Origin of the sequence: Pseudomonas sp. ANT_J12, assembly GCF_008370045.1 — a bacterium.
GTDB lineage: Bacteria > Pseudomonadota > Gammaproteobacteria > Pseudomonadales > Pseudomonadaceae > Aquipseudomonas.
The window spans coordinates 1-15,584 of sequence record NZ_VOBN01000041.1; the positions used below are offsets into that span (position 1 = coordinate 1).

14 protein-coding genes are annotated in these 15,584 nt (G+C 60.1%); 10 read left to right on the plus strand and 4 right to left on the minus strand.

Annotated elements, in window-relative coordinates; all coding sequences use genetic code 11:
• The 7 genes from FQ192_RS34910 to FQ192_RS33625 form a co-directional block, all read left to right on the plus strand.
• Positions 1 to 4,016, plus strand: a 4,016-nt coding sequence (locus FQ192_RS34910) for a YadA family autotransporter adhesin (RefSeq protein ID WP_149662247.1), incomplete at its 5' end; no start/stop codon positions are given.
• 49 nt (positions 4,017 to 4,065) lie between these two features.
• The gene (locus tag FQ192_RS33600) at positions 4,066 to 4,941 is read left to right on the plus strand and encodes a hypothetical protein (RefSeq protein WP_149662248.1); all 876 of its coding nucleotides are present in this window, start codon (positions 4,066 to 4,068) and stop codon (positions 4,939 to 4,941) included.
• Between the two features lie 42 nt (positions 4,942 to 4,983).
• A complete protein-coding gene (locus tag FQ192_RS33605) occupies positions 4,984 to 6,162 on the plus strand; it encodes an EAL domain-containing protein (protein ID WP_149662249.1) in 1,179 nt (392 codons plus the stop codon).
• Positions 6,163 to 6,207: 45 nt separating this feature from the next.
• Entirely contained in the window at positions 6,208 to 6,756 is a 549-nt protein-coding gene (locus FQ192_RS33610) for a hypothetical protein (protein WP_149662250.1), read from the plus strand.
• Positions 6,757 to 6,847: 91 nt separating this feature from the next.
• Positions 6,848 to 8,932 (plus strand): prolyl oligopeptidase family protein, encoded by a 2,085-nt coding sequence (locus FQ192_RS33615; protein ID WP_149662251.1) that lies wholly within the window; start codon positions 6,848 to 6,850, stop codon positions 8,930 to 8,932.
• Positions 8,933 to 9,382: 450 nt separating this feature from the next.
• Positions 9,383 to 10,012: a hypothetical protein gene (locus tag FQ192_RS33620; protein ID WP_149662252.1), complete on the plus strand. Its 630-nt coding sequence runs from the start codon at positions 9,383 to 9,385 to the stop codon at positions 10,010 to 10,012.
• A 148-nt stretch (positions 10,013 to 10,160) separates the two neighbouring features.
• Entirely contained in the window at positions 10,161 to 11,222 is a 1,062-nt protein-coding gene (locus FQ192_RS33625; protein ID WP_149662253.1) for an AI-2E family transporter, read from the plus strand.
• On the opposite strand, the gene FQ192_RS33630 is transcribed toward FQ192_RS33625, so the two are convergent.
• From FQ192_RS33630 to FQ192_RS33640, 3 genes are all read right to left on the minus strand, one after another.
• On the minus strand, positions 11,219 to 11,401 hold the full coding sequence (locus tag FQ192_RS33630) for a hypothetical protein (protein ID WP_149662254.1): 183 nt from the start codon (positions 11,399 to 11,401) through the stop codon (positions 11,219 to 11,221). The genes FQ192_RS33625 and FQ192_RS33630 overlap by 4 nt on opposite strands.
• Before the next feature lie 104 nt (positions 11,402 to 11,505).
• Complete coding sequence (locus tag FQ192_RS33635) at positions 11,506 to 11,700, minus strand: hypothetical protein (protein ID WP_123409983.1); 195 nt, start codon at positions 11,698 to 11,700, stop codon at positions 11,506 to 11,508.
• Positions 11,701 to 11,935: 235 nt separating this feature from the next.
• Positions 11,936 to 12,295 carry a hypothetical protein gene (locus tag FQ192_RS33640; protein WP_149662255.1) on the minus strand — a complete coding sequence of 120 codons (360 nt, stop codon included), beginning with the start codon at positions 12,293 to 12,295 and terminating at the stop codon, positions 11,936 to 11,938.
• 245 nt (positions 12,296 to 12,540) lie between these two features.
• On the opposite strand from FQ192_RS33640, the gene FQ192_RS33645 reads away from it, so the two are divergent.
• Together FQ192_RS33645 and FQ192_RS33650 are read left to right on the plus strand one after the other, a co-directional pair.
• Positions 12,541 to 13,359, plus strand: a complete 819-nt coding sequence (locus tag FQ192_RS33645) for a shikimate 5-dehydrogenase (protein ID WP_149662256.1) — start codon at positions 12,541 to 12,543, stop codon at positions 13,357 to 13,359.
• A 226-nt stretch (positions 13,360 to 13,585) separates the two neighbouring features.
• Positions 13,586 to 14,104: a cupin domain-containing protein gene (locus tag FQ192_RS33650; RefSeq protein ID WP_149662257.1), complete on the plus strand. Its 519-nt coding sequence runs from the start codon at positions 13,586 to 13,588 to the stop codon at positions 14,102 to 14,104.
• Positions 14,105 to 14,168: 64 nt separating this feature from the next.
• Here the strand turns inward: FQ192_RS33650 and FQ192_RS33655 are convergent, their stop codons facing one another.
• A complete protein-coding gene (locus FQ192_RS33655; protein WP_133838825.1) occupies positions 14,169 to 14,816 on the minus strand; it encodes a YceH family protein in 648 nt (215 codons plus the stop codon).
• A 141-nt stretch (positions 14,817 to 14,957) separates the two neighbouring features.
• Here FQ192_RS33655 and FQ192_RS33660 point away from each other — a divergent pair, with 141 nt between their 5' ends.
• The gene (locus FQ192_RS33660; RefSeq protein WP_149662258.1) at positions 14,958 to 15,467 is read left to right on the plus strand and encodes a DUF1993 family protein; all 510 of its coding nucleotides are present in this window, start codon (positions 14,958 to 14,960) and stop codon (positions 15,465 to 15,467) included.
• Positions 15,468 to 15,584: the final 117 nt, after the last annotated feature.

The window sequence follows — 15,584 nt, forward strand, 5'->3', positions numbered from 1 at the left end:
TCACTTACGCCGGTGCTGCACCGACCGGTGTGTTGAGCGTCGGCAGCGTGGGCAACGAACGGCAGATCACTAACGTCGCCGCCGGTCAGGTTTCCGCGAGCAGCACCGACGCCGTCAACGGCAGCCAGTTGTTCTCCACCAACACCGCAGTGAATGGGTTGGGGACGCAGGTCAACAGCCTGCTTAACAACGGCACCGGCATCAAGTATTTCCACAGCAATTCGACGCTCGCCGACAGCACAGCAACCGGTGTGGACAGCGTGGCCGTCGGTCCCGCCGCCAGTTCCACCGCCGCGAACGCGGTGGCCATCGGCAATGGTGCCGTGGCAGGCACAGCCAACTCCGTCGCCCTGGGCAACGGCGCCACCACGGCTGCGGCTGTTGCGACCGCCAGCGGTGTGGTCAACGGTGCCACCGTCACTTACGCCGGTGCTGCACCGACCGGTGTGTTGAGCGTCGGCAGCGTGGGCAACGAACGGCAGATCACTAACGTCGCCGCCGGTCAGGTTTCCGCGAGCAGCACCGACGCCGTCAACGGCAGCCAGTTGTTCTCCACCAACACTGCGGTCAATGGGTTGGGGACGCAGGTCAACAGCCTGCTTAACAACGGCACCGGCATCAAATACTTCCACAGCAATTCGACGCTCGCCGACAGCACAGCAACCGGTGTGAACAGCGTGGCCGTCGGTCCCGCCGCCAGTTCCACCGCCGCGAACGCGGTGGCCATCGGCAATGGTGCCGTGGCAGGCACTGCCAACTCCGTCGCCCTGGGCAACGGCGCCACCACGGCTGCGGCTGTTGCGACCGCCAGCGGTGTGGTCAACGGTGCCACCTTCAATTACGCCGGTACGACACCGACGGGCGTACTGAGCGTCGGCAGCGCCGGCAATGAACGGCAGATCACCAACGTGGCAGCGGGGCAGGTGTCGGCGACCAGTACCGATGCGGTCAACGGCAGCCAGTTGTTCTCCACCAACACTGCGGTCAATGGGTTGGGGACTCAGGTCAACAGCCTTCTCAACAACGGCACCGGCATCAAATACTTCCACAGCAATTCGACGCTCGCCGACAGCACAGCAACCGGTGTGGACAGCGTGGCCGTCGGGCCGACGGCCAGTGCGACTGCAACGAACGCGGTGGCCATCGGCAACGGCGCGGTGGCGGGTGACGCCAACTCCGTCGCCCTGGGCAACGGCGCCACCACAGCCGCCGCGGTCGCTACCGCCTCGGGTGTGATCAACGGCGCCACCTTCAATTACGCCGGTACGACACCGACGGGCGTACTGAGCGTCGGCAGCGTGGGCAATGAACGGCAGATCACCAACGTGGCAGCGGGGCAGGTGTCGGCGACCAGTACCGATGCGGTCAACGGCAGCCAGTTGTTCTCCACCAACACCGCGGTCAATGGGTTGGGGACTCAGGTCGACAGCCTTCTCAACAATGGCACCGGCATCAAATACTTCCACAGCAATTCGGTGTTGGCCGATTCGCAAGCCACTGGCGTGGACAGCGTGGCAATCGGGCCGGTGTCCGTCGCCGCAGGCACCAATTCGTTTGCCGCCGGCTCGGGCGCCAATGTCACTGCTGATGGTGGTCTGGCGCTGGGGCATCAGAGTCAGGTTCAGGTCTTGGGTGGTATCGCTCTGGGTGAAGGTTCGGTCGCCGATCGTGCCCTGGCACCGACCACCGGCACCATCCCGGCCGGCAGCGGGGCGATCATCTATGACACCTCGGATGCAACCTTGCTCGGCTCGGTTTCGGTGGGCAAGGCAGGCAGTTACCGGCAGATCACCAACGTGGCGGACGCCACCCAGGATCACGACGCCGTGACCCTGCGTCAATTGACTGGGGCGATGGGCTCCTTGAGTTCGACCGGTACCCTTTATTTTCACGCCAATTCGACGAACCCTGCGGACTCACTCGCTAGCGGTGCAGAGTCGATTGCGGTCGGTCCGGCCACCGTGGTCAATGGCGACAACGGCATTGGTATCGGCAACCAAGCCACTGTCGGTCTGGCCGGTGCCGGTGGCATTGCCATCGGCCGCAATACCCAGGTGTTGCTCGCCTCCGGTATCGCCATGGGCAGCGCGGCCCAGGCAGGTGCAGAGCAATCAGTGGCGTTGGGCGCCGGGGCCAATGCGAGTCAGGCCATGAGCGTGGCGTTGGGCTCAAGTTCGGTGAACACGGTTGGGGCCGAGACGAATTACAGCGCCTATCGCTTGGCGACTCCGCAGACATCGGTCGGCGAGATCGGCGTCGGTACGGCGCTGGGCAATCGCAAGTTGACCGGGCTGGCGGCAGGCACCCAGGACAATGACGGGGTCAACGTGGCGCAACTGAAATCGGTGGGTGATCAGGTGGATCAAAACACCACGAGCATTACCAACCTGGACGGTCGGGTCGGCGGCCTCGAGAGTCTTGTTGGCTCTGGTGGTGGCATCAAGTATTTGCACGTCAACTCGACCGGCGTCGACTCGGCGGCCACCGGTATCGACTCGATGGCCTTGGGCCCCAATGCTCAGGCGTCGGGTAATGCCTCGGAGGCGATAGGCAGCGGCGCCAGCGCTTCCGCTACAGGCAGCGTTGCTTTGGGTGCAGGGGCCAATGCGAGCCAGGCCATGAGCGTGGCGTTGGGATCGGATTCGCTGACCACAGTCGGCGCCGAATCGGGTTACAGCGCTTATCGCTTGGCGACCCCGCAGACATCGGTCGGTGAGGTCGGTATCGGCACGGCGGCGGGCAATCGCAAGCTGACCGGGCTGTCGGCGGGTACGCAGGACAACGACGCGGTCAATGTGGCGCAACTGAAATCGGTCGGCGATCAAGTGGATCAAAACACCACGAACATCACCAACCTCGACGGTCGGGTCGGCGGCCTTGAGAGCGTCATTGGCTCGGGCGGCGGGATCAAGTATCTGCACGTCAATTCCAGCAGCGCCGACTCGGTGGCCAGCGGCTCCAACTCGATGGCCTTGGGCCCCAACGCGCAAGCATCGGGTAGCAACTCGGTGGCGGTAGGCAACGGTGCCAAGGCTTCCGCTGACGGCAGCGTTGCACTGGGCAGCGATTCCAGCGATGGGGGGCGAGGGGCGGAGACTTACACCGGCCAATATTCGGGGGCGAACAACGTGACCTCGGGCACGGTGTCGGTGGGCGATGCCGCGACCGGCGCCACCCGCACCGTCAGCAACGTCGCCGACGGCAAGAACGCCACCGATGCGGTCAACGTGCGGCAGCTCGACGGAGCAGTCGCCGAATCGAAGCAGTACACGGATGACTCGATCGCCAATCTCAATGGCGCTGCGGTTCAGCAGGGCGCCCGCATCAGCACTGTCGAGGGCGATGTCTCCAACATCAAGAACGGCACCGACGGCATGTTCCAGGTGAGCAACGGCAGCGCGGCAGCCAAACCGAAAGCCACCGGTGTCGATTCGATAGCCGGTGGTGCGGGGGCTGTAGCGTCGGGCAAAAACAGCGCGGCGGTCGGCACCCAGTCTCAGGCCTCCGGAGAAAATTCGGTCGCCTTGGGCAACGGCGCCAAGGCCTCGGCCAAGAACGCCACGGCGCTGGGCGCCAATGCAGTGGCCGACCGCGAGAACAGCGTATCGGTCGGTAGCGTGGGCAATGAGCGGCAGCTCACCAACATCGCGGCCGGCACCAGCGGCACGGATGCGGTGAACGTCGACCAGTTGAACAAGAGCGTGGCGGGTATCACCGACAACGCGAAGGCCTACACCGACCAACGTTATTCGGATCTGAAAAATGACATCAAGAAGCAAGACGAAATTCTCAGCGCGGGGATTGCCGGTGCAATGGCGATGGCCAGCTTGCCGCAGTCCTACTCGCCAGGAGCAAGCATGACGACGGCGGCGGCGAGTACCTATCGCGGTCAATCGTCGGTTGCCTTCGGTGTTTCACATTTGTCCGGCAACGGGCGGTGGCTGACCAAGGTGCAGGGCAGTACTGACACCCAACGCAATGTCGGCGTCGCCGTGGGCGTTGGTTATCAGTGGTGATGGCTGTTTTTGATGCGTCTCTATCTGACTTTTTCTCAGGCAAAAACCTATGAACATGAAATCGATTTTCGTCACCACGCTGATCACCCTGCTGGCGTTGGCCGGTTACGACAAGTTCCTGGCCAACAAGCCGGCGGATGTCCCTGGCAACTGGATCGACGTTCCCGCGCTGCCGGTGATTCATGATGCGATATTCGAGCTGTCACCGAAGTTCAACGGTCAGCGTAATACGCCGGTGATGGAGCAGCTTTGCGCGCTGGCCCGGGGCGAGGTGAAACAGGAGCAGGTCAACGCCTTCCTCAAGCAACAAGGGGTCGATGCACAAACGTTGCCCACCCACGGCAGCCAGTTCTCGCTATTGGTCAACGGTGATCAGGCGGGGCAGACCACTGCGTGTGCGGCGTATCTGGCGACCACCGTTTTGTCGACGGTCGATGCGGCGGAGTTCATGCGCCCGGTCACGACACCGGCGGCCAATGGGCAGCCGGAGAAATCCTCGCTGCAGGTGGATAACGCGCTGTTGGCCGCGGCGCTGTCGATCAAGCTGGCGGAGGCGCGGGCCAATGCCGATGTGTTTGCAGTGATCGCTGCCGAGTTGCAACGCAGTCCCGGTTTAACCGTCCCCCAATACCGTGAGCGTACCAAGCAGTTGTTTGACCGTCTGGCACCGACTTACCTGCAACGCATCAAGGATCAACTGCCGCCTGCGGGCACGCAGTACAGGCTGGTGGAAATGGATGACAGTCGCTTCGTGTTCAGCAGCTCCATCGGCAGCGTATTCGAGTTTGGCAGCAACGGTCTGATCCTCAACCAGGGCGGTATCACCTGGTATGGCGAAGGCAAATTGCTGGGGCGCGATTACCCCCTTCAGGTGGCGTACTTTTCGCCGCTGATCAAGGGACTGCTGACAGCGCCCCAATCGTGATTTTCGTGCCTGATTATTCCATCACCCAGCGAGCCAACCAAAATGCCCATGCTCCCGCTACGCGTTCTGGTCCTTGAGGATCATTTCTTCCAGCGTTCGGTTGCGCTCGACATGCTTCGGCAATTGGGCTGCCGGGAAGTTTTTGTTGCCGCCGACGGTGCGCAAGCGCTGGCCATTCTCGAGCGAGTGGGGCCGGTTGATATCGCGTTGTGCAACCTGCGGATGGAAGGCAGGGGCGGCCTGGAATTCTTGCGCAGCGCAGGCCTTTCCGGGCTGGTGGGATCGATCATTATCAGCAACGCGCTGTCGGCGGATGTACTTCGTAGCGTGCGGCAGGTCATTGCGTTGTCGGGACTGGTGATGCTCGGGGATGTGGGCAAACCCTTGCGGCTTGATGCGTTGCAGGCGCTATTGGCAAAGCACGCGCGACCGTGGCAGCCGGTGGTGGCGCTGGCCAGCCCGGAGGCGATGCGTCGGGCGCTTGACGGTCAGCAACTGCACGCTTATTTCCAGCCGAAATTCGATCTGCTGACTGACCAGGTTCAAGGTGTCGAGGTCCTGGCGCGATGGCATCACCCCGTCAAAGGCGTGCTGCCGCCCTCGGTATTTATGCCGGTGATGGAGCAGGGCGGGCTGATGGATGAACTGTTGTTCCTGCTGTTGCATCAAGGACTGAACCTGCAACAACACGCTCGGGAGCGAGGCCATCGGTTCAACGTCGCGTTCAATTTGCAGCCCGCACAGCTGAATAGTCCTGGCCTGGTATCAAGGATCAAAACGATTCTGGACACTCACGATGCATCGGGTTGTGACCTGACGTTCGAGCTGACCGAAACGGGTTTGCTGGAGGAGCCGGCCATCGCCATGGAAAGTCTGGTGCGCTTGCGGATGATGGGCTGCCAGCTCTCCATCGATGACTTCGGCGCAGGATTTTCCTCGTTGCAGCGCCTTTGTCAGTTGCCTTTCAACGAAATAAAACTCGATGGCGAATTTGTCCGCAGCCTTAAGCACAAACCACGTTGTCGAGCCGTCATCAGCAGCACGCTGGCCCTGGGTGAAGCCTTGGGCATGTCGGTGGTGATCGAAGGCATTGAGACCGAAGAGCAGCGCCAGGAGCTATTGGAACTCGGGTGTACCCAGGGGCAAGGCTATCTGTGCGCACGGCCCATGGGGCGCGAAGATTTATTGAGTTGGCTGGATTCGCGGCATATCGCGCGCTGAGGGTGCGCCCGACAGGTATTGATGCGGCGTCATCCGGTCATTTCCATGAACAATATCGAAAGAAAGAGAGACCCCATGCCATTACCGAAGAAGTTCTATCAAGCTCTCAGCCTGGTCGCCATGGGACTGGTCTTGCTGGGATGCTCAGTTGAAGCCAATACGCCCGAGGCCACTGTAAAAAAACTGGCGGACTGGTATCTCAAGAACGGCTTCAAGGACGGCTATAGCGCTTTGTTGAAGATCGAGGATGCCAAGCCACTGTTTGACCCGGCCGTTATTCGTCTGTTGGTTGAAGCGAAAGTCGAACGCGACAGGCAAATCAAGGCGCATCCCGGAGACAAGCCTGCTTTTGTCGACAACACGCTCATCACCGGTTTCCAGGATCGGGTTGATCAATATCGGATTATAGAAACCCGTCAGTGGGGGGAGATCGCACATTCAGAACTGGCCTGGGCCACGCTGGGCGACAAGACCTTCTATGACACCAAAGTGCTTTTGCGCAAGACGCCGGAAGGCTGGCGCATCACCGATATCATCTACGATGAAAATGACCCGGCAAACCGGCTGACCGAGGCGTTGAGGATCGATCACTGACAGGACGTCGTGCGGGGGCGCGGCACCCATATGAGTCTGTATAGAGTGTTAGCATTCGTGGCCTCTGACTTTGTCCCAATGAAGGCCACTGATGTCAAAACTCGTTCAATCCGACCTCATCGCCGCCGATGCGGTCTCTGCCCTGGAGCCTGCCATCGGCAGCGATCCTTACCTTTGGCTTGAAGACGTCGAGGGCGCACGGTCGCTTGAATGGGTGCACATTCAGAACGCCAGGACCCAGGCCCGGCTCGCCCAGTCCGACAGCTTCAAGCAGATGGAAGCCGAGCTGCTGGCGGTGCTCGACTCGGACACGCGGATTCCCGGCGTACAGAAAATCGGTCACTGCTATTACAACTTCTGGACGGACGCGGCCCACCCTCGGGGGCTCTGGCGTCGCACCACGCTGGAGGAATACCGCACGCCGCAGCCGGAGTGGGAGACGGTGCTCGACATCGATGCGTTGAACGAGGCCGAAGGCGAGAACTGGGTTTGGCAAGGCGCCGACTGCTTGCGTCCAGACTACCAACGCTGCCTGATCGCGCTGTCACGCGGTGGTGCCGATGCCAGCGTCACCCGTGAATTCGACTTGGGCACCAAGTGCTGGGTCGAGAACGGTTTCCAGCTGCCCGAGGCCAAGGGTGGCCTGGGCTGGATCGACCTGGACACTGTTTATGTCTATACCGATTTCGGTGACGGCACGATGACCAGTTCCGGTTATCCGCGCGTGGTCAAACAGTGGACGCGCGGAACTCCGCTCAGCGCCGCCAGCGTGGTCTACGAAGGCGAGACGGACGACCTGTACATCTCGGCCATGCACGATGATACGCCGGGCTTCGAGCGCGATTTTGTCTGCCGCACGCTGGCGTTTTACAACGATGAGATGTACCTGCGTAGCAAGGACAACACGCTGACGAAGATCGATGCGCCGAACTCGGCGAGCAAGTGGGTGCATCGGGAGTGGCTGCTGCTGGAATTGCGCGATGACTGGGCGATGGGCGAGGGATACGCGTCCGGTTCGCTGTTGGCGATCAGGTTTGACGATTTCATGGCTGGCCAGCGCAACGTTGACGTGCTGTTCGCGCCTACCCCTTCCTGTTCTCTGGCCGGGGTCATCTGCACCCGAAATCACCTGGTCCTGAATGAACTCAATGACGTCAAGAATCGCCTGAGTGTGCTGACGCCCGGCAATAACGGGTGGCAGCGCAGAGAGTTCACGGGAGCGCCGGGTTTCGGCACCGTGGATGCCCACGCCGTGGACAGCGACGACAGCGACGCGGTTTGGCTGACCTCGGCCGACTACCTGACGCCGACCACTTTGTTCCTGGCCGAGATCGGCCAGGCGCCGGAAGCGCTGAAGACCATGCCGACGTTTTTTGATTCCAGCCATCAGGTCGTCGAACAGCACTTCGCCGTCTCCAGGGATGGCACTCGCGTGCCGTACTTCCTGGTGCGCCCGAAAGACCTGAAACTGGACGGCACCGCGCCGACGCTCTTGTATGGCTACGGCGGTTTTGAGGTCTCGTTGACGCCTGATTATTCCGCAGGCCTGGGCCGCGCCTGGCTGTCGAAGGGCGGCGTCTATGTGGTCGCCAACATCCGCGGTGGTGGCGAGTATGGTCCGCGCTGGCATCAGGCGGCACTAAGGGAAAATCGCCCGCGCGCCTATGAGGACTTCTCGGCTGTGGCGCAGGACCTGATCCATCGCAAAATCACCTCGCCGCAACACCTGGGCGTGCAGGGCGGGAGTAACGGCGGCCTGCTGACGGGCAATATGCTGACGCAGTACCCGGAACTGTTCGGGGCGGTCGTGGTGCAGGTGCCGCTGCTCGATATGCAGCGTTTCAACCAACTGTTGGCGGGGGCTTCGTGGATGGCTGAGTACGGCAATCCGAATGTGCCGCAAGAGTGGGCCTACATCCAGACTTTCTCGCCGTACCACCTGTTCGATGCGGCCAAGACTTATCCGCCAGTGATGTTCCTGACCTCGACCCGCGATGACCGTGTGCATCCGGGCCATGCACGCAAGATGGCCGCGAAAATGATCGAGGCCGGCAAGAACGTGACGTACTACGAGAACATCGAAGGCGGCCACGGCGGTGCTGCCAGCAATGCGCAGTCGGCGCACATGGACGCGCTGACTTATAGCTTCTTGTGGGAACAGTTGAGCAAGAAATAAAACTTCAGCTTGATCACCGTAGCCGTCGGCATAAAAGTCGACGGCTGCCGGCATAAATACCTTAGTTATATCCAGGAGCGGAACAAGTTTGCGGCTTCAATAAAGGTGTCAAATCGCCGCGGATGATGGTTTGGGAAATTTCCTACATACACTACCGAAAGGTTCAGTGAACATCGAAGCCATCAGCCGTCACGGACAGTGCGAATATGAGTTCCTCTGAGTGGGTACGAAAGGTGAAAGTCGAGTCCGCATTTAATCGAGAGGTCGAACTAAAGCGATCTGCCGCACAAGCAATGGAGAGGGCACAGGCAATATTATTTGAAGAACTGCAAGCGTCTGAGGCACTTTTTGCAAGTATTGCAGATCAGTTCGGCTACAGCAGATTTCAAGTGAGCGATGACTGACAGTGCACATGGTTGAAGTTGTGTCGCCAGCAAACAAAGGAGCGCTATGAATCGGTCAACGTTATTTTTTGGACTCTTCAGTGTCGCCTTCGGTGCGACAGCCGCTGTTCCCCCGCCCAAGGAAGCATTCGATGCGGTCGGATGGTCGGCCTCTCTGAAGGAAGCACCTTCAGAAAGCCTAATGCTTGGGACGTTCGTTATTCAATTTGAGAAAACAACGCTGGCGCAGGTGATGAGCGAAGCGTCCATTGGCACCATCGCGCATCGAGGCGATGCAGGTGGTAGTGAGTACTGGTTGTGCTACAGCCAACCCAGTGCCGGAGTGCGGATCTGGATCATTTCGAACGGTGAGATGGGGGGTGATGAACACGCTGTGACGGGTGTTGTTGCCGAGCAACTCAATACTGTACGGTCGAGCAAAGATTGTCCTGCGTTACCGGTACAGCTGCAGCCGCCGTCACTCGCCAATCAGCTATGGCTGGGCACCATGGACCTGGAAATTCAAAGCGTGCTTGGGATGCCTTCACATCAGGCTGGCGCATGGCGGACTTTCGACTTCCAAGGCAGAAAGAAAGGTAAGTGCGAAGGCGGCTATGACGTCTATAACTGGCTGTGGACCCGGTCGGACAAAGGGCGCGTCAACAGGATTGAAGCGGGCCAAATAACCAGCTGCTAGCCCAACTTCTGGTCACCTTCAGCCTGATCACCGTGGGTTTATCGAACTGGATCTATGCTTGTTGAACAAACGGATGGCACTCGCGCGAACCGTGGCGGATTAAGCATCAGACGCGCACCTGCGTCCTTTGCACTGACATGGATCGGACATGAAAGAAACCACGCTACAAAACAGATCGCTGCTCGTCTTGCTGCTGGTGGTCACCCTGGCGTTTATCGGGATCCTGCTGCCGTTTTACGGCGCGGTGTTCTGGGCTGTCATCCTCGGCATCGTGTTCGCGCCTTTGCAACGACGCCTGCAAATGAAGTTCGGCTGGCAGCGCAATCTGACGTCGCTGTGCACGCTGAGTATCTGTCTGGTGATCGCGATTCTGCCGGTGATCATCATCAGCCTATTGCTGGTGCAGGAAGGCGCGTCGCTATATAGCCGCATCGAAAGCGGCGAGTTGGACATCGCCAGCTATGTGTCGCAGTTCAAGCATGGCTTGCCGCCTTACTTCCAGCATTTGCTAGACCGGTTCGGTGTCGGCGAGTTGAAGGGCTTGCAGGACAAAGTCGTCAAGGGCGCGATGCAGGGCAGTCAGTTCGTGGCCGCGCAGGTGGTCACGTTTGGCCAGGGCACGTTCGAGTTCATCGTCAGCTTTTTCATCATGTTGTACCTGTTGTTCTTCTTTCTGCGGGACGGCGCTGAACTGGCGCGTAAAGTCCGCACCGCCGTGCCGTTGCAGGAACAGCAGAAACGCCGCTTGCAGCTCAAGTTCAATCGCGTGGTACGGGCCACCGTCAAAGGTAACCTGCTGGTAGCGATCACACAGGGCGCGTTGGGTGGTTTGATTTTCTGGTTCCTGGACATTCCCAGTGCGTTGCTCTGGGCGGTATTGATGGCGTTTCTGTCGCTGTTGCCGGCGGTGGGGGCGGGGATTGTCTGGGCGCCGGTGGCGTTGTACTTCCTGCTCAGCGGGGCGATCTGGCAGGGCGTGGTGCTGGGGCTGTTCGGGGTCTTCGTGATTGGCCTGGTGGACAACGTGCTACGGCCGATCCTGGTGGGCAAGGACACCAAGATGCCGGATTACATGATCCTGATCTCGACTCTGGGCGGCATGGCCGTGTTCGGGCTGAACGGATTTGTCATCGGGCCGCTGATCGCCGCGCTCTTTATGTCGAGCTGGGCGATCTTCATCGAAACCAAGCCGCGGGTGCAATTGCCTTAGGCCGTGAGTCGGATAGTGCCGATGCGTTGCGACAGGGCCTGGGCGGCGGGCAGCGAGGTGAGCGGACCGCTGATCGGTTCGCCGTCGCGCACCACATACCAACAGGCGAGCAGTCCTAGCTCTCTAAGCGGTGCGGGAACGGCGCTACCGATTACTGACATGATCTGAACCTGGGACATCGTAAGTACCTCCATCAATCTATGGGGGCTACCTTACGGATCGCGCGGTTCGACGGACAATCAACGTTCTCGATAGTGGTCATTGATGACAGCGAGTGTGGCGGTCAATCCACGACCAGGTCGAGCATATGCACGACTTCCTGCTCGTTGAGCAGGCCCTTGCGCACCAGGTTTTCGGCCAGCAGCGAAAGAAATTTGGCGCTGCGATGGCCTTCCAGGTGCTTGAGTTCGGTCAAAGCGTTGTACACCTTGCTGGAAGTGCACAAGCCGACATTGCGGTGCGGGTTTTGCGTGGGCATGAGGTCGTCCTTGTTTTTATCAACCTGTTGTTTACGGACAGCTCCAACTGTGCGGACCTGTCATGACATAAATATGACCGTTTTCCCCAGAGCAAGGGAAGGCGGTCCAGTCAATCTTGCCTGTTTTACCCGCCAACACTGTCCCGACAGCGACCTTGACGCGATTTATCCAGACTTCGTCCGACTGGCGGGCATAAAAAAGGCCCCGCTGTTAAGGCGGGGCCTGATCAATCAGTTAGTAGCGTGGGCCCCCATAGTAACCATGGGGCCGGCCGTAATAGCCGCGTGGTGGGCCGTAATAAACCGGCGCCGGGCGGTAGTAGACCGGTTGCTGCACGTACACCGGGGCCGGCTGGTAGTAAACCGGTGGTGGCGGTTGTTGTACGTAAACCGGTTGAGGCTGAACGTAAACCGGCGCCTGCTCTACATAGACCGGCCGATTGGCGTTGATGAGGGCCGAGCCGACGATGGCCGAGCCAACGATCGCACCAAACACCGCTGGACCTTGCCAACCGCCACCGCCATGGGCTTCTGCCTGCCCTGCGACAGCCAGTACACCGATCAACAAGGCTACTGTGGGGATTTTACGGATCATGATAATTCCTCGGTTCTTCGACCCGGCGCTTGAATCTGCAATAGACCCAAGGATTGTCGCGGGGATACTTCTAAGACAGCGCTTTTTTGAAAAACTGCACAGCCGTTAGGTAAATTTTGTGTAAGGTCTGTACCGGCTTCCTTACGGTCCTGCAAAGCCCCGTGCAGACAGGCCTTATGATCGAACAGAACAGGATGGAATGGCTAATCCCGTCTATCTGAAAGTGCATTGGAAGGAGAAGTTTCATGCAGATGAACCCCAACAAAGATACCCAGCTGTGTATGTCGCTCTCAGGGCGCCCCGGGAACTTTGGCCTGCGATTTCACAATCATCTGTACGAACAGTTGGAATTGAATTTTTACTACAAGGCCTTCAGCAGCAAGGACCTGAACGGCGCGGTCGGTGGCATTCGCGCCTTGGGCATTCGCGGTTGCGGCGTATCGATGCCGTTCAAGGAAGCCTGTATCGCGCTGGTCGATGAACTGGACGCCTCAGCGGCCGCCATTCAGTCGATCAACACCATCGTCAACACCGACGGCCATCTCAAGGCCTACAACACTGATTACATCGCCATCGCCCAATTGCTGGAAACCCACCAGGTGCCCAAGGACTCGACCTTTGCCCTGCGCGGCAGCGGTGGCATGGCGAAAGCAGTGGCCAGTGCCTTGCGCGATGGCGGTTACGCCAACGGTCTGATAGTGGCCCGAAACGAGCGCGCCGGCCGTGCCCTGGCCGACGGCCTGGGTTATGAGTGGCAAGCAGAGCTGGGTGCCCGCCGCCCGCAGATGCTGATCAACGTCACACCCATCGGCATGACCGGCGGACCGGAGGCCGATCAGCTCGCATTCGAGGCCGAGGTGATCAAGTCTGCAGAGACTGTGTTCGATGTGGTGGCGATTCCCTCGGAAACACCGCTGATTGTGCGCGGTCGCGCCGAAGGCAAGCGGGTGATCACCGGGTTGGAAGTGATTGCGATCCAGGCGTTGGAGCAGTTTGTGCTTTATACCGGTGTGCGGCCGACGGATGAGCAGTTCCAGGCGGCAGTGGCGTTTGCCCGGAGCTGATCGCTCAGGATTTTTGGCGGCTGTACCGGCCTCTTCGCGGGCAGCCTCGCTCCTACAGGTTATGCGTTGTAGCCCAAACCATGGCACACCCCAATCCTGTAGGAGCGAGGCTTGCCCGCGAACGGCCGCGCCACGGTCCCGCAGACAAACCCACACCCCAGCCTATACTGCTCGCCAGCAAGCCAAGACTTGCCTCCAACACTAAAAAACCGTGATCGAGGTCTCCATGCATCCCGCCATTCTCAATCTGGATCAGGCCGAGCTGTTGCCGCTGCCTGAAGCGGTGGCCCCGGTGGGCGACACCGCCGATCGTTATCAACAACGCATGGCCCGCATCGGCCAGCAACTGGGCGCGCAGAAGCTCGGTTATCGCTTGTACGCGCTGGAGCCGGGCATGCGTGGCAGTCCGTTCCATAGCCATCGGGTCAACGAGGAGATGTTTTACGTCGTGGCCGGGGAAGGCGAGGTGCGCCTCGGCGCCGAGCGTTTCCCGATCCGCGCCGGCGATGTCATCGCCTGCCCGCCGGGTGGTCCCGAAGCGGCGCATCAGATCATCAATAGCAGCAACGCCGAATTGCGTTATCTGGCGGTCAGTACCCAACAATCGCCGGAGATTTGCGAGTACCCGGATTCCGGCAAGTACGTGGTGATGGATGATTTCAAGGTTGACGCCGAGGGCAGCACGTCAGGTTTCGTCGCCGTGGCCAGGCAGGCCGACGGCATAGATTATTGGGACGGCGAATAGCGGCGTCGAGTGGGCCTGGCAAGGGGGCTTGTCGGACCGCCTCGCCACAAGGTGGGTGTCAGGGTTATTCGAGGCGTGCCAGGCGCTCTTCCAGCGCGGCAATCCGCGCCTCCAGCTCTTCAATCCGCTCCACCGACACGCCGCCACCAGCGCCACGCTCCGTCGGGTTCTGCCGTGCCGCCAGAATCACTTCGATGTCCGCGGGATCGCCCAGTGCATGCATGTAACGGTCTTCTCGCTGCCCGGCCTGGCGCGGAATCAACAGTGCCAGGCCGCGAGCGATCAAACGCTCCAGCTGATGCACTACTTGCTCGGCATCTTCGAACTCATGCATGCGGCCGCTGCGGGTCAGCAGTTCATTGACGGTTTGCGGGCCGCGCAGAAACAACAGCCCGGTCAGGATCACCTGGGCCGGCACCAGCTCCAGCGCCTTGTCCACTTTGTGTTCCCAGCGGTCGGCACGGCTGCCCATCACCAGCCGGGTGAACCCGCGACCTTCGAGGGCGCGCAGGCTCTGGCCGACCTGGCCCTGGGTCAGGTTCATCACCGGTTCGCGGCTGGTTTTCTGGTTGCAGGCGATCACCAACGCATTGAGGGTCAGCGGATAGGTTTCCGGGCTGGTGGCCTGCTTCTCGATCAAGGCGCCCAAAATGCGGATTTCCGTGCTGTTGAGGCGCGGCTCGTCGAACGTGGTCTCTTGCTCAGTACTCATTCGCGCTTTTCCCTTTGCTGTCGAAGCATGCAGTCGAAGCCGCCTAGCCTAATCCTTGCGAAACAAAAGGCAAGCCGCCCGGTCATCAAGCATGGCTATAATCGCTCCACGTTTTCACACCCGCCACAACACGAGACTGCCATGACCATTTCCCTGTACGCCGCTTCCGTCCCGGTTTTCAAACAAATGCTCACCGCCCTGAGCGATGTTCTGAACAAGGCTGAAGCCCACGCCACTGCTAAAAACATTGACCCGAACGCGTTCCTGCAAGCCCGCCTGTACCCGGACATGTTCCCGCTGGTGCGTCAGGTGCAGATCGCCGTTGATTTCGCCAAAGGCGTTTCTTCGCGTCTGGCCGAAGTCGAAGTGCCGAAGTACGAAGACACCGAAACCACCTTCGCCGAGCTGCAAGCGTTGATCACCAAGGTGCTGGGCTACATCGGCGAGATCAAGCCGGAGCAGATCGATGGCAAGGAAGGCATCGAGATCATCACCCGTCCAGGCACGCCGAAAGAGAAGCGCTTCAGCGGCCAGGCTTACCTGCTGAGCTACGGCTTGCCGCAGTTCTTCTTCCACGTCACCACCGCCTACGCCTTGCTGCGTCACAACGGTGTGGAAGTGGGCAAGCGCGATTACATGGGCGCGTTCTAAAACACCCGGCTACAAAAAAGCCCGCCAAGGTTTGCGCCTTGGCGGGCTTTTTCGTTTGCCTTTGCCTTTGTAGGAGCCAGGCTTGCCGGCGAAGGCGATCTTGAGTACGCCTTCGCC

Coding starts and splice junctions, on each gene's coding strand:
- FQ192_RS33600 (WP_149662248.1), top strand. CDS start 4,066: ATGAACATGAAATCGATTTTCGTCACCACGCTGATCACCCTGCTGGCG.
- FQ192_RS33605 (WP_149662249.1), top strand. CDS start 4,984: ATGCCCATGCTCCCGCTACGCGTTCTGGTCCTTGAGGATCATTTCTTC.
- FQ192_RS33610 (WP_149662250.1), top strand. CDS start 6,208: ATGAACAATATCGAAAGAAAGAGAGACCCCATGCCATTACCGAAGAAG.
- FQ192_RS33615 (WP_149662251.1), top strand. CDS start 6,848: ATGTCAAAACTCGTTCAATCCGACCTCATCGCCGCCGATGCGGTCTCT.
- FQ192_RS33620 (WP_149662252.1), top strand. CDS start 9,383: ATGAATCGGTCAACGTTATTTTTTGGACTCTTCAGTGTCGCCTTCGGT.
- FQ192_RS33625 (WP_149662253.1), top strand. CDS start 10,161: ATGAAAGAAACCACGCTACAAAACAGATCGCTGCTCGTCTTGCTGCTG.
- FQ192_RS33630 (WP_149662254.1), bottom strand. CDS start 11,401: ATGTCCCAGGTTCAGATCATGTCAGTAATCGGTAGCGCCGTTCCCGCA.
- FQ192_RS33635 (WP_123409983.1), bottom strand. CDS start 11,700: ATGCCCACGCAAAACCCGCACCGCAATGTCGGCTTGTGCACTTCCAGC.
- FQ192_RS33640 (WP_149662255.1), bottom strand. CDS start 12,295: ATGATCCGTAAAATCCCCACAGTAGCCTTGTTGATCGGTGTACTGGCT.
- FQ192_RS33645 (WP_149662256.1), top strand. CDS start 12,541: ATGCAGATGAACCCCAACAAAGATACCCAGCTGTGTATGTCGCTCTCA.
- FQ192_RS33650 (WP_149662257.1), top strand. CDS start 13,586: ATGCATCCCGCCATTCTCAATCTGGATCAGGCCGAGCTGTTGCCGCTG.
- FQ192_RS33655 (WP_133838825.1), bottom strand. CDS start 14,816: ATGAGTACTGAGCAAGAGACCACGTTCGACGAGCCGCGCCTCAACAGC.
- FQ192_RS33660 (WP_149662258.1), top strand. CDS start 14,958: ATGACCATTTCCCTGTACGCCGCTTCCGTCCCGGTTTTCAAACAAATG.